Source organism: Pigmentiphaga sp. MLSB6-MA01 (genome assembly GCF_058793475.1).
Map to the genome: position 1 here is coordinate 55,773 of NZ_JBXAFV010000001.1, position 13,420 is coordinate 69,192.

14 protein-coding genes are annotated in these 13,420 nt (G+C 69.1%); all 14 read left to right on the top strand.

The window, feature by feature from the left end:
• Positions 1-4 precede the first annotated feature (4 nt).
• Positions 5-997, top strand: a complete 993-nt coding sequence (locus AC1Q6E_RS00320; RefSeq protein WP_152793482.1) for an ABC transporter substrate-binding protein — start codon at positions 5-7, stop codon at positions 995-997.
• Between the two features lie 7 nt (positions 998-1,004).
• Positions 1,005-1,868, top strand: coding sequence for an FAD binding domain-containing protein (locus AC1Q6E_RS00325; RefSeq protein WP_152793483.1), 864 nt, complete (start codon positions 1,005-1,007; stop codon positions 1,866-1,868).
• An 8-nt stretch (positions 1,869-1,876) separates the two neighbouring features.
• A complete protein-coding gene (locus AC1Q6E_RS00330; RefSeq protein WP_152793484.1) occupies positions 1,877-2,383 on the top strand; it encodes a (2Fe-2S)-binding protein in 507 nt (168 codons plus the stop codon).
• Positions 2,373-4,748: a xanthine dehydrogenase family protein molybdopterin-binding subunit gene (locus tag AC1Q6E_RS00335; RefSeq protein WP_492572015.1), complete on the top strand. Its 2,376-nt coding sequence runs from the start codon at positions 2,373-2,375 to the stop codon at positions 4,746-4,748. Before AC1Q6E_RS00330 ends, AC1Q6E_RS00335 begins: the two co-directional genes overlap by 11 nt.
• Before the next feature lie 74 nt (positions 4,749-4,822).
• Entirely contained in the window at positions 4,823-5,548 is a 726-nt protein-coding gene (locus tag AC1Q6E_RS00340; protein ID WP_492572184.1) for an SRPBCC family protein, read from the top strand.
• 64 nt (positions 5,549-5,612) lie between these two features.
• Positions 5,613-5,921, top strand: a complete 309-nt coding sequence (locus AC1Q6E_RS00345; protein ID WP_492572016.1) for a non-heme iron oxygenase ferredoxin subunit — start codon at positions 5,613-5,615, stop codon at positions 5,919-5,921.
• Entirely contained in the window at positions 5,905-7,194 is a 1,290-nt protein-coding gene (locus tag AC1Q6E_RS00350) for an NAD(P)/FAD-dependent oxidoreductase (protein WP_492572017.1), read from the top strand. Before AC1Q6E_RS00345 ends, AC1Q6E_RS00350 begins: the two co-directional genes overlap by 17 nt.
• Positions 7,195-7,216: 22 nt before the next feature.
• Entirely contained in the window at positions 7,217-8,521 is a 1,305-nt protein-coding gene (locus AC1Q6E_RS00355; protein ID WP_492572018.1) for an aromatic ring-hydroxylating dioxygenase subunit alpha, read from the top strand.
• Positions 8,522-8,541: 20 nt separating this feature from the next.
• Positions 8,542-9,054, top strand: coding sequence for an aromatic-ring-hydroxylating dioxygenase subunit beta (locus AC1Q6E_RS00360; protein ID WP_492572185.1), 513 nt, complete (start codon positions 8,542-8,544; stop codon positions 9,052-9,054).
• Between the two features lie 11 nt (positions 9,055-9,065).
• Positions 9,066-10,028, top strand: a complete 963-nt coding sequence (locus tag AC1Q6E_RS00365) for an amidohydrolase family protein (protein WP_296554840.1) — start codon at positions 9,066-9,068, stop codon at positions 10,026-10,028.
• A gap of 23 nt (positions 10,029-10,051) precedes the next feature.
• Positions 10,052-10,807, top strand: coding sequence for a maleate cis-trans isomerase family protein (locus AC1Q6E_RS00370; RefSeq protein WP_152793491.1), 756 nt, complete (start codon positions 10,052-10,054; stop codon positions 10,805-10,807).
• Positions 10,808-10,836: 29 nt separating this feature from the next.
• Complete coding sequence (locus AC1Q6E_RS00375) at positions 10,837-11,664, top strand: alpha/beta fold hydrolase (protein WP_492572019.1); 828 nt, start codon at positions 10,837-10,839, stop codon at positions 11,662-11,664.
• A gap of 33 nt (positions 11,665-11,697) precedes the next feature.
• On the top strand, positions 11,698-12,729 hold the full coding sequence (locus AC1Q6E_RS00380; protein ID WP_492572020.1) for a 2,5-dihydroxypyridine 5,6-dioxygenase NicX family protein: 1,032 nt from the start codon (positions 11,698-11,700) through the stop codon (positions 12,727-12,729).
• Between the two features lie 13 nt (positions 12,730-12,742).
• Positions 12,743-13,387, top strand: coding sequence for an isochorismatase family protein (locus AC1Q6E_RS00385; RefSeq protein WP_152793494.1), 645 nt, complete (start codon positions 12,743-12,745; stop codon positions 13,385-13,387).
• Positions 13,388-13,420: the final 33 nt, after the last annotated feature.

The window sequence follows — 13,420 nt, forward strand, 5'->3', positions numbered from 1 at the left end:
ATCGATGAACAAACTGAACATCAGTCTCTCCGTAGGCAACTACGACCGCACCCAGGCCCTGTTCGACGGCCGCGTGGCCATCGAGGGCTGCAACGTGCGCGCCGTGCCGCTGGAGCCTGAGGAGGCCTTCCACCGCGCCTTCCGCTACGAAGAGTTCGACGTGACGGAAATCTCGATGAGCAGCCACATGATGACCACGGCGCGCGGCGACAACAAGTACGTCGCGGTGCCCGCCTTCCTGTCGCGGGTCTTCCGCCAGTCGGGCATCTACGTGCGCACCGACCGCGGCATCCAGCGCCCGCAGGATCTCAAGGGCAAGACCATAGGCGTCCCCGAGTACCAGATCACCGCGAACGTCTGGATCCGCGGCATCCTCGAGGACGAATACGGCGTCAAGCCAGCCGACATCAAGTGGCGGCGCGGCGGCGTCGAGGAACCGGGGCGGGGCGAACGCGCGCCGATCGAGCTGGATCCGTCCATCGACCTGCGGCAGATCCCCGACGACAAGACCCTGTCGGGCATGCTGGAGTCCGGCGAGATCGACGGCTACATCGGCGCCCGCGCGCCGTCCTGCTTCCTGCGCGGCGCCCCCAATGTGGGCCGCCTGTTCGGCGATTACATCGACGCCGAAAAGGACTATTTCCGCCGCACCCGCATCTTCCCCATCATGCACATGGTGGGCATACGCAAGTCGCTGGTGGAAGAAAACCCATGGCTGCCGGTCAGCGTCTACAAGGCCTTCCTGAAGGCCAAGGCCCTGGCCGTCAAGGAGCTGGACGAGATCTGCCATCTGGCGGTCACCCTGCCCTGGATGGTCCACCACCACAACGAGGCCAAGGCGCTGATGGGCGAGGACTACTGGCCCTACGGCCTGCCCGCCAACCATCACGTGATCGAGACCTTCGCGCGCTACCACCACGACCAGGGCCTGTCGCGCCGGCGGGTCGCGCCCGAGGAACTGTTCGCCGCCTCGGCCCTCGACCTGTCGAAGATCTGAACACGCCATGAAAGCTCCCGCTGTCGACTACGTGGCGCCGCGCAGCCTGGACGAGGCGCTGCAATGCCTGGCCGGCGCGGACAACGCGCGGGTGCTGGCGGGCGGCCAGTCGCTGATGGCCATGCTGAACATGCGGTTCGCGTTCCCGGACTGCCTGGTGGACATCAATCGCATCCCGGAACTGGCCTACCTGCGCGACGAAGGCGACTCGGTCCGGATCGGCGCCATGACCCGGCAGCGGGACGTCGAGTTCTCGGACATGGTGCGGGACCGGCTGCCCATCCTGCGCGAGGCGATCCTGAACGTCGGCCACCGGCAGACGCGCAACCGCGGCACCGTGGGCGGCAGCCTGTGCCAGCTCGACCCCTCGGCCGAGATCCCCACCATCGCCATGGCCCTGGACGCGCAGGTCCACGTGGCCAGCGCCAGCGGCACGCGCAGCCTGGCGATGGCGGATTTTCCCGCCGGCTACATGACGCCGGCGCTGGAGGCCGACGAAATGCTGGTGGGCGTGTCGATGCGCCCCTGGGACCCGGGACATGGCTGGAGCTTCCTGGAATTCTCGCGGCGGCACGGCGACTTCGCCATCGCCTCGGCCGCCGTGCTGCTGAGCTTCGGCGCCGACGCGCGGGTGGACCGCTGTTCCATCACCCTGGGCGGCGTATCGACGGCGCCCGTCCGCATGGCGCAGGCCGAGCAGGCCCTGCTGGGCACGAAAGCCGAGGCGGCGGACATCGAACGAACCGCCGCGCTGTGCGGCGCGGTGGAGGCCAGCTCCGACGCCTACGTGCCCGGCTGGTACCGCCAGCGGCTGGCGCGGGTGCTGGCCGGCCGCGCGATCACCCGCGCGCTCGAACGCGCAACAAGATGACATCCACCATGGCAACCACGCAAAACTCCCGCCCCGTGCATCTGTCCGTCAACGGCAAGCCTTGCCAGGGCATGGCGGAGCCCCGCCTGCACCTGGCCGACTTCCTGCGCGGCGAACTGAAGCTGACCGGCACCCACGTGGGTTGCGAGCACGGGGTCTGCGGCGCCTGTACGGTACTGGTGGACGGCGTCTCTGCCCGCAGCTGCCTGATGCTGGCGGTCCAGGGCGAGGGCTGCGCCATCACCACCATCGAAGGCCTGGCCGCCAGCGAGCACGACACGCATCCGCTGCAGCAGGCCTTCCATGAATTGCACGCGCTGCAATGCGGCTTCTGCACCCCGGGCATCCTGATGTCGCTGTCCGAGCTGCTGGCCGCCAACCCCGACCCCGACGAGGACGCCGTGCGCGACGTGCTGTCCGGCCACCTGTGCCGTTGCACGGGCTACCAGAACATCGTGGCGGCGGCGCTGCGCGCCGCGCAGATCCTGCGTGAACGAGGCGGCCATGCACGCTGAGCGCCAACTGACCGCCATCCCCGGCATGGGCGCGAGTCCCGGCCGCATCGAGGACGATACGCTGCTGCGGGGCAAGGCCTGCTTCCTGGACGACGTCCCCGTCCCCGATGCGCTGCACGCCTGCTTCGTGCGCAGCCCGCATGCCCACGCGCGGCTGCACGGGGTGGACGCGGGCCAGGCCCGCGCCATGCCCGGCGTCGTCGCGGTCTATACCCGCCAGGACCTGTTCGGGCACGTCACCTCGTGGCGCATGCCGTTGGGCTTTCCGCTCGCGGCCCTGCCCGAGAACACCACGCCGTTCGCGCTGGCCGGCGACGAGGTCGCCTTCGTGGGCGAGGCCTACGCGGTAGTGGTGGCCCGGACGCGGCACGAGGCCGAGGACGCCGCGGCCGCCGTGCTGGCGGAGTTCGAGGTCCTGCCCGCCATCGCGGACTGCCGGCGGGCCGTGCACGACGATGCCCCCCGGGTGCGCACCGAACTGGCCAGCAACGTGCTGCAGGACTACACCCTCGCCTACGGCGACTGCGACGCCGCCTTCGCCCGTGCCGACATCGTGCTGGACGACGACTTCCGGGTCCATCGCGGCTGCGGCCATCCCATGGAAGGGCGCGGCGTGGTAGCCATGCCCGACCCCGCCACCGGCATGCTGACCGTCTGGTCCTCGACCCAGATGGCGCACGAACTGCACTACACCATCGCCCACATGCTGGACCAGCCCGAGGACCGGTTGCGGGTGATCACGCCGGACGTGGGCGGCGGCTTCGGCGCCAAATTCATGATCTACCCCGAGGAAATCGTGGTGCCGGCCGTCGCCCGAGCGCTGGACCGCCCGGTCAAGTGGGTGGAGGACCGCCGCGAAAACTTCCTGACCACCATCCAGGAGCGCGACCAGTTCTGGCGCATCTCGGTGGCCGCCGACCGCGACGGCCGCGTGCTCGGCGTGCGGGGCGGCTTCGTCCACGACCACGGCGCCTACACGCCCCAGGGCACCAACGTCCCGTACAACGCCGCCTCGTCCATGACCGGGCCCTACGTCGTACCGGCTTTCTCGCTGCGCGTGCAGGTGGCCTATACCAACAAGGTGCCGGTCGCGACCATACGCGGGGCCGGCTATCCGCAAGCGGCCTTCGTCATGGAACGCATGATGGACCGGCTGGCGTCCACCGCGGGCATCGACCGGCTCGAATGCCGCCGGCGCAATCTCATACCCCCGGAGAAGATTCCCTACACCAAGCCGCTCAAGTCGCGCGCCGGCGTGCCGCTGGTCATCGACAGCGGCGATTTCCCCGCGCTCCAGGCCACCGCCGCCCGGGCCATCGACTACGACGGCTTCGCGCAACGGCGGGAAGCCTCGGCCCGCGCCGGCCTGCTGCGCGGCATCGCGCTGGCCAACAGCGTCAAGCCCACCGGGCGCGGCCCCTACGAGACCGCCCGTGTCAAGGTCCATCCGTCCGGCCGCATCGTGGTCCATACCGGCGCCCTGGCCATGGGCCAGGGCATCAAGACCACGCTGGCGCAATTGTGCGCGGCGCACCTGGGCGTGGAGCCGCAGGCGGTGGAGGTCTCGGCGGGCGATACCGGCCTCTCCGGCTATGGCATGGGCGGCTTCGCCAGCCGCCAGGCCATGATGGCCGGCTCGGCCGTCTCCGAGGCCGCGGCCCAGGTCAAGGACAAGGCGCTGGCCACGGCCGCCGCCGTGCTGGGCGTCGGCGCGGACGAACTGATGCTGAGCCAGGGCGAGGTCCATACCCCGGACTTCGACAAACGCGTCTCGCTGGCCCGGCTGGCCATGCTGCTCAAGGGCGTGCCCGGCTACGCGCTGCCCGTCCCGGGCGATCCGGGCCTGGATGCGACCGTGCATTTCCACTGCGACGCCCAGGCCTACGCGGGCTCCTCGCACGCCTGCGAAGTCGAGGTCGACCCCTTGACGGGCGCTGTCCACGTGCGGCGCTACGTGGCCGTGCAGGACAGCGGCAACCTCATCAATCCGCAGATCGCGCATGGCCAGGTCCATGGCGGCGTGGTGCACGGCATCGGCAACGCCTTGTTCGAATGGATGGGCTACGACGACAACGCCCAGCCCCTGACCACGACGTTCGCGGAATACCTGCTGCCCACCGCGCCGGAAGTCCCCGACATCGAAGTGATCTTCCAGCCTTCGCCTACCCGCTTGAACCCCCTGGGCGTCAAGGGCATAGGCGAATGCGCGACGCTGGCGGTGGCCGCCGCGGTGATCGGCGCCGTCGAGCACGCGCTGGACGGCCACGGCGTGCGCATCACCGAATTCCCGCTGACCCCGGTGCGCCTGGCCGAGTTGCTCGACCCGCCGGCCCTGGACACCACGGCGCCGAGCGCCAACCTTTGACCCCGATCGCAGACGCCATGGAATTCACCAATCGCTTTCACGTCCCGCTGCCGCTGGAAGAAACCTGGAAACTGATGCTGGACGTTCCCCGCATCCTGCCGTGCCTGCCCGGGGCCCGGCTCAAGGAAGCGCTGGGCGACGACAAATACCTCGGCTCGGTGTCGGTCAAGCTGGGCCCCATCAAGCTGGCCTTCGACGGCCAGGCCGAACTGGTGCGCAAGGACGACGCGCAGCACATCGCCTGGCTGCGCGGCTCCGGCCTGGACCCCAAGGGCCGCGGCTCGGCCCAGTCGGAATTCAGTTTCGCCCTGGTTCCCGCCGCGGGCGGCGGCACCGACGTCACCGTCACGACCCAATTGCAGTTGTCCGGCGCGGTGGCGCAATATGGACGCGGCAGCGGCATGATCGCCGAGGTCGCGGGCCACATCCTCAAGCAGTTCGAGCACAACCTGGCCGCGTCCCTGCAGGACGACACGGATGCCGCCGAACCGGCCATGCCCGTGGTGTCCGCGCCGACCGCCGCCCCCGCGCAGGGCGAGGCCGGCGCGCCCCGGCCGGCCGTCGCCGCGGGAAGCGCGCCAACGTCGCCCGAAGCCCAGGCGCTGCTGCTGCAGGCCCAAGCCGTGCTGGCCCAGGCACAGGCGGTGCTGGCGGCCACGCAGCAGGCCTTGAACCAGAACCGGCGGGGCGCGGGCCGCGCCGCGCCGCCGCCCCAGGAACTGAACATGCTGAGCATAGGCATGAAGGCGTTCTGGTCCCAATTCAAGCAAGGCGTGGGGGGGCTGTTCGGCCGCCGCTAATCCACACAGGCCCTGTGCCCGGGGCCGCAACACGAAATTCAGCATACTGACCAACGGAAACATCATGAACTGGACACGAATCGCCGCGGTGGACGAAGTCGAAGACGACGCCGGCATGCCGTTCAAGCTGGACGGCCGCGAACTCGCCCTGTTCCGCAGCGGCGGCGAATTCTTCGCCGCCGACAACATCTGCACCCATCAATATGCGCTGCTGACCGACGGCTATGTCGAGGACGGCTGCGTGGAGTGCCCGCTGCACCAGGCGCAGTTCGACCTGCGCACGGGCGAGCCGCGCTGCGCGCCGGCCACGCAGCCCATCCGGATCTATCCCGTCAAGGTCGAAGACGAGGCCGTCTATGTCGCCATCGAATGAAACCGCCGAAGGCCGCGAGGCCCCCCTGGTCATCGTCGGCGCGGGACAGGCCGGCGCCATGGCGGCCCGCGCCCTGCGCGAGCTTGGCCATGCGGGCGAACTGGTCCTGATCGGCGACGAACCCCACGCGCCCTACGAACGCCCGCCCCTTTCCAAGGCCGTGCTGGCCGACGAGGGCATGCCGGACATCGGCCTGCTGCCTGAGCCCTTCCAGGCCCAATCCGGCCTCGCGCTGAAACGGGGCCGGCGCGTCGTCCGGCTCGATCCCGCGCGGCGCGAACTGCACCTGGACGACGGCGGGGTCCAACCCTACCGCGCCTGCCTGCTCGCCACCGGCGGCGGCGTCCGTGTCCTGCCGGCCCTGCCCCCCGGCACCCCGGGCGTCCATTACCTGCGCACACTTGACGACGCACGAGGCCTGCGCGCGGCCCTGCGCACCGCGCGCAGCCTGCTGGTGATCGGCGGCGGCTTCCTGGGACTGGAGATCGCGTCCACCGCCCGCGCGCTGGGCCTGGACGTGACCGTGATCGAACTGGGACCGGCGCTGCTGGGCCGCGTGATGCCGCCCGAGGCATCGCGGTGGCTGGCCACGCGCGTCCAGGCCCACGGCGTGCGCCTGCTCCTGGGCGCGAAGTTGTCGGGCCTGGAAGCCGTCGGCGGCGGCATCGCCGCCACGCTGGCCGACGCGGGCGAACTGCGCGCGGAACTCGCCATGGTGGCCGTGGGCCAGGTGCCCAACGTGGCGCTGGCGCGCGAAGCCGGATTGCTGATCGATGCCGCCAACGGCGGTATCCGGGTGGACGCGCGCTGCCGCACCAGCGCCGAAGGCGTCTACGCCGCGGGCGATTGCGCCAGCGGCTTCGATGCCGCCACCGGCACGCACCGCCGCCTGGAATCCTGGCAAAACGCCAACGAACAGGCTCGCATCGCCGCGGCCGCGATGCTGGGCGAGGCCGCCGAACCGCCCCCGCCGCCCTGGTTCTGGACCGATCAGTTCGGCTGCAACATCCAGATGCTGGGCCATGGCGCGCCCGGCCTGGCCTACCACTTGCGCGGCCCGCTCCCGGAAGGCCGGGAGCCCGGCAAGGCCATGCTCTTCGGCATCGACGGCGACCGCCTGGTCCACGCCATCGCCATCAATGCCGGCGGCGACCTGCGCGCCTTCCGGAACGTACTGGGGCGCTCCCTGGCCTGCGCGCCGGAAACCCTGGCCGATGCCGGCATCCCCGCCAAACAGCTTGCGCGCCTGGCCCTGGGCCCGGCGTCCGCCTAGACCCGGAACGAAAGGAAGCACGATGTACAAGAACCAGGAAATCCTCGACTACACGGTCGGCGCCAAGAACGCTCCCGCCGACGACTATGCCTGGCCGGCGGACGACCACCTGATCCCCGACTGGGTCTACACCAGCCAATCGGTATACGAGCGCGAGATGGAGCGCATCTTCAAGGGCCGCGCGTGGAACTTCGTCGCCCTGGAAGCCGAGATCCCCAACCCGGGCGACTACAAGCGCTCCTACGTCGGCCCCGTGCCCGTCGTGGTCTCGCGGGCGGACGACGGCAGCATCCACGTCTTCGAGAACCGCTGCGCGCACCGGGGCGCGGAATTCTGCCGCAGCAGCCGGGGCCATGCGAAGGAGTTCGTCTGCCCTTACCACCAGTGGTCCTACGACCTGAAGGGCAACCTGCAAGGCATCCCCTTCAAGCGCGGCGTGAACAAGCAGGGCGGCATGCCGCGCGAGTTCCGCAACGAGGAACACGGCCTGCTCAAGCTGCACGTCACGACCCGGCACGGCGTGGTGTTCGCGTCATACTCGGCCGACGTGGAGCCGCTGGAGGAATACCTGACGCCCGAGATCCTGAAGGACTTCGACGTCGTCTTCCCCGGCAAGCCGCTGAAGATCCTGGGCTATTACAAGAACGAACTGCCCTGCAACTGGAAGATGTACCACGAGAACCTGAAGGACCCGTACCACGCCACGCTGCTGCACTCGTTCCTGGTGGTGTTCGGCCTGCTGGTCGCGGGCAACGACTCGGCCATGATCGCCGACCCGGTGCACCACCGGCACGGCACCATGGCCTCCGCCAAGAAAGAAGACAAGTACGCCGCCGTCAGCGAAGAGAACAAGAAGGAGATGCGCTCCTTCCACGACGGCATGCGGCTGCAGGACGACCGCTTCCTGGAGTTCGTGAAGGAATTCGACTCGCCCTGGTCGGTGACGATGCAGACCATCTGGCCCAACCTGGTCGTACAGCGCGAGATGAACACACTGGGCGTGCGGCAGATCGTGCCCAACGGCCCCCACAGCATGCTGATGACCTGGACCATGTTCGGCTACGAGGACGACACGCCCGAGATGACCCGGCACCGCCTGCGCCAGGGCAACCTGATGGGGCCGGCGGGCTTCCTGGGCCTGGAGGACAACGAAGCCATGAAGTTCGTGCAGGAGGGCGTGCGCCGCAGCAGCCTGGACATGAACGTCGTGAAACTGGACGCGGGCAACGTCGGCACGACCACGTCGCTGATCTCGGAAGCCGCCATACGCGGCATGTACCAGTATTACCGAGAGGTCATGGGCTGGAGCAGCCCGATCGCCGGATAAGGAATCAGGACATGATGACATTGCAGCTTTCAGGATACGCGCCCTCCCGGGTGGGCGCGCGGCGGGCGGCGGAATTGCGGCCGCTGGTCGAGCATTTCAACATCGAGTACTGCGCGGTGCTGGACAGCGGCCAGATCGAGGAATGGCCGCGCTTCTTCACCGAGGACTGTGTCTACCGCATTACCGCGCGCGAGAACGCCGAGCTGGACATGCCGGTAGGGCTGGTCTATGCCGAAGGGCGCCCCATGCTGCACGACCGCGCGGTGGCGATCTCGCGCACGCAGATGTTCGCGCCCCGGACCATGGCCCACCTCCTGTCCGCCCCCCGCATCGTTGGCGAGGACGGGCAGGAAATCTGGGCCCAATGCAACTACGTGCTGCTCCAGACCCTGGTGGAAGGCCCCACCACGCTGCATCTGGCCGGCACCTACCACGACCGGTTCGTCCGCGACGGCGACGAGCTGCTGCTGCGGGAGAGGCAGGTGATCCACGAATCGTCGGTGATCGCCAACGACCTGGTCTACCCCGTCTAGGAGGAATGAAATTGGCTACCTTACGCAAGATCGCGCTGGAAGAACACTTCATGATGCCGGGCTTCGAGGCCTACTCGAAAGCCTTCCTGAACTTCATCGACCCGGCCACCATGAAGGAACTGGGCCAGCGGCTGGCCGACTTCGACACGCTGCGGCTCGATGAAATGGACAAGGCGGGCATCGAGCTGGTCGTGCTGTCCCAGTCCGGACCGGGCGTGCAGGCCGAGCCCGACACTACCCTCGCGTTGCGCCGGGCGCGCGAGAACAACGACTTCCTGGCCGAGCGCATCGCGCGGCGTCCGGACCGCTACGCCGGTTTCGCCATGCTGCCCATGCACGACCCTCTCGAAGCCGCGCGCGAACTGGAACGCGGCGTGACGCAACTCGGATTCAAGGGCTCGCTGGTGAACGGCCATACGCTGGGCCGCTACTACGAGGGCCGCGAGTACGACCCGTTCTGGGAACGGATGCAGGAGCTGGACGTGCCCATGTACCTGCACCCCATCGACCCCTGGAAGCCGCTGCATGCGCTGGACGGCGCGCCGGTGCTGGCCGGCGCCAGCTGGGGCTGGGGCGTCGAGACCGCCAGCCACGCGCTGCGCCTGGTGTTCGGCGGCGTGTTCGACCGCTTCCCCCGGCTCAAGGTCATCCTGGGCCACATGGGCGAGGGCCTGCCCTTCCAGCGCTGGCGCTTCGACAGCCGCTTCGCCGCCTACCCCTACGGCATCACCCTGCAGCGGCGCCCGTCGGAATACATAGGCAGCAACCTGCTCATCACCACCTCGGGCGTATGCTCGCATCCCACGCTGGTCGGCGCCGTGGGCGAGATGGGCGTGGACGCCGTGATGTTCTCGGTCGACTACCCGTACGAATCGACCGAGGCCGCCGCCCGCTTCATCGACACCGCGCCCCTGGAACCCGCCCAGCTCGAAGCCATCTGCCGTGGCAACGCGGCACGGATCCTGGGCCTGTGAACCCAACCCGACGGAGACCCCTCATGACCAAGCCACTGTTTCGCATCGGGCAGATCGTGCCCAGCTCCAACACCACCATGGAAACGGAGATTCCGGCCATGCTGACGGCGCGCCAGCAGATACGGCCGGAGCGCTTCACCTTCCACTCCAGCCGCATGCGCATGAAGCACGTGGTCAAGGAAGAACTTGCCGCCATGGACGCCGAGTCCGACCGCTGCGCCGTCGAACTGAGCGACGCGCGCGTCGACGTACTGGGCTACGCCTGCCTGGTCGCCATCATGGCGATGGGGCGCGGCTATCACCGGCAGTCCGAGGCGCGCCTGGCAAGCCATACCGCCGCCAACGGCGGCGACGCGCCGGTCATCACCAGCGCCGGCGCGCTGATCGAGGGCCTGAAGGTCATCGGCGCCCGGCGCATCGTGGTGGTGGCGCCGTACATGAAGCCGCTGACCGACCTGGTGGTCGACTACATCCGCCACGAGGGCTTCGAGGTTGCCGACTACCGCGCCCTGGAAATCCCCGACAACCTCGAGGTCGGACGCCACGACCCCGAGAACCTGCCCGCCATCGTCGCGCAGATGGACACCAGCCAGGTCGATGCCATCGTGCTGTCGGCCTGCGTGCAGATGCCGTCGCTGCCGGTGGTGGCCAAGGTCGAGGCACTGACCGGCAAACCGGTCGTCACGGCCGCCATCGCCACGACCTATGCCATGCTCAAGGCCCTGGACCTCGAACGCGTCGTGCCGGGAGCCGGCGCGCTGCTGTCCGGCGCCTATTGACACGGCCCATTCCTTCCAGCGAGCCCCTCATGACCGACAGCCACTTCCTCCACGGCGCCAACGTGCGCGCCAACGGCATCCGCCAGCACTACCTGCGCTACGGCGGCGCCGACGGCGAACGCGCCTCGCGCGACCCCGTCATCGTCATTCCCGGCATCACCAGCCCCGCCATCACCTGGGGCTTCGTGGGCGAACGCCTGGGCCGGCACTTCGATACCTACATCGTCGATGTGCGCGGCCGCGGCCTGTCCACCGCCGCCGCCGGCCTGGACTACAGCCTGGACGCCCAGGCCGAGGACCTGATCGCGCTGGCCGAGGCCCTGGGCCTGTCGCGCGCCAGCGTGGTGGGCCATTCCATGGGTGCCCGCATCGGCCTGCGCGCCGCGCGCGTCGGCATGCCCGCCATGGCCCGCCTGGTGGCGGTCGACCCGCCCGTCTCCGGCCCCGGACGCCGTCCCTACCCCGCCAAGCTTCCCTGGTACGTCGACTCGATGAAGGCAGCGCGCGCCGGCATGGACTGGACCGCCATGCGCGAATTCTGCCCGACCTGGACCGAGGAACAACTGCGCCTGCGCGCCGAATGGCTGCACACCTGCGACGAGGAGGCGGTGCTGGCCAGCTTCGAAGGTTTCCACACCGACGACATCCACGCCGATCTTCCCGCGATCCGGCAGCCCGTCCTGCTGATGACCGCCGAACGGGGCGGCGTGGTCGAGGACGTCGATGTCGCGGAGTTCGGGCGCGTGCTCGCTTCGATGCAGACCGTGCGCGTGCCCGGCGCCGGCCACATGATCCCGTGGGACAACGAGGAAGGCTTCTACCAGGCCTTCGGCACGTTCCTCGGCGTTTCGATCTGAGCTCCCTCCCACCTCCAGACCACAGGCAAGACCATGGCCATCAGCGACTATCCGTTCATCGAAGCCTGGCGCCAGGTGCTGACGCTGTCCCGCCTGGAGGCGGGGCAGACCGTGACCATCCTGACCAGCGCGTCCACCCATCCGCAGACCCTGTCGTGCGCCACCATCGCCGCGCAGTCCCTGGGCGCCATCGTCAACCGGCTGGACCTGCCGCCGGTCAACGGCGACAAGGCCCTGAGCCGGGACGCGCTGGCCTACCTGGGCACGACGCCCCTGACCGGCAACCACGCCGCCATCGCCGCCCTGAAGGCCAGCGACCTCGTCCTGGACCTGATGACCCTGCTGTTCTCGCCCGAACAGCATGAGATCCTGCAGGCGGGCACCAAGATCCTGCTGGCGGTCGAGCCGCCCGAAGTCCTGATGCGCATGGTCCCCACCCAGGCGGACAAAACCCGCGTCACCGCCGCCGCCGCGCGCATCCAGGCCGCCGGCGAGATGCGCGTGCGCTCGGCCGCCGGCACCGACCTGCGCTGCCCCCTGGGCGAGTTCCCCGCCATCAGCGAATACGGCTTCGTCGACGAACCCGGCCGCTGGGACCACTGGCCCAGCGGCTTCGCCCTGACCTGGCCCAACGAGGGCGGCGCCAGCGGCCGTATCGTCATCGACCGCGGCGACATACTCCTGCCCCAGAAATGCTACGTGGACGACCCCATCACGCTCACGGTGGAGAACGGCTACGCCGTGCGCATCGAGGGCGGCCTGTCCGCCGACCTGCTCAACGACTACATGGCGTCCTTCGACGATCCCGAGGCCTACGCCATCTCGCACATAGGCTGGGGATTGCAGCCACGCGCCCGCTGGTCCACACTGGGACTGTACGACCGCGAGGCCACCATAGGCATGGATGCCCGCGCCTTCGAAGGCAACTTCCTGTTCTCGCTCGGTCCCAACAACGAAGCGGGGGGAAATCGCACCACCGCCTGCCACATCGACATCCCGCTGCGCCGCTGCACCGTCAGCCTGGACGGGCGGGACATGGTCGTGGACGGCAAGGTCCTCGACTAGATCCGGAGCCATCATGCACAAGGAAATCTCGACCTACCAGCGCCAGGGGTTCGGCGCCGACCTCGAACTGCGGGGTCCGGCCGCGCTGCTCATCGTCGACTTCGTCAACAGCTTCGCCGATCCGGCCATGTTCGGCGGCGGCAACATCCGCGATGCCATCGAGCGCACCACCGTCCTGCTGGCCGAGGCCCGCAGGCTGGGATGGCCCGTGGCCCACACACGCATCGTGTTCGCCGACGACGACGCCGATGGCAACGTCTTCACCGAAAAGGTGCCCGGCCTGCTGAAACTGAAGGAACACGATCCCGCCAGCGCCATCGTTCCCGAACTGGCCCCGGCTCCCGGCGAACTCGTGGTGCGCAAGACGCTGCCCTCGGCCTTCTTCGGCACCACGCTGGCCGCATGGCTGACGCAGCGCGGCGTGCGCACGCTGGTCGTGGCCGGCGCGGTCACCAGCGGCTGCGTGCGCGCCAGCGTCGTGGACGCCATGTGCCACGGCCTGCGCCCCATCGTCGCCTCGGACTGCGTGGGCGACCGCGCGCTCGGCCCGCACGAGGCCAATCTGTTCGACATGCAGCAGAAGTACGCGGCCGTCCTGCCCCGCGACGAGATCTTGAAGGCCCTGGGGGCGGCCACGAGCCATGGGTCCAGGGGGTGACGCCGGTCGGTCCGCAGTATACTGATTAAAATG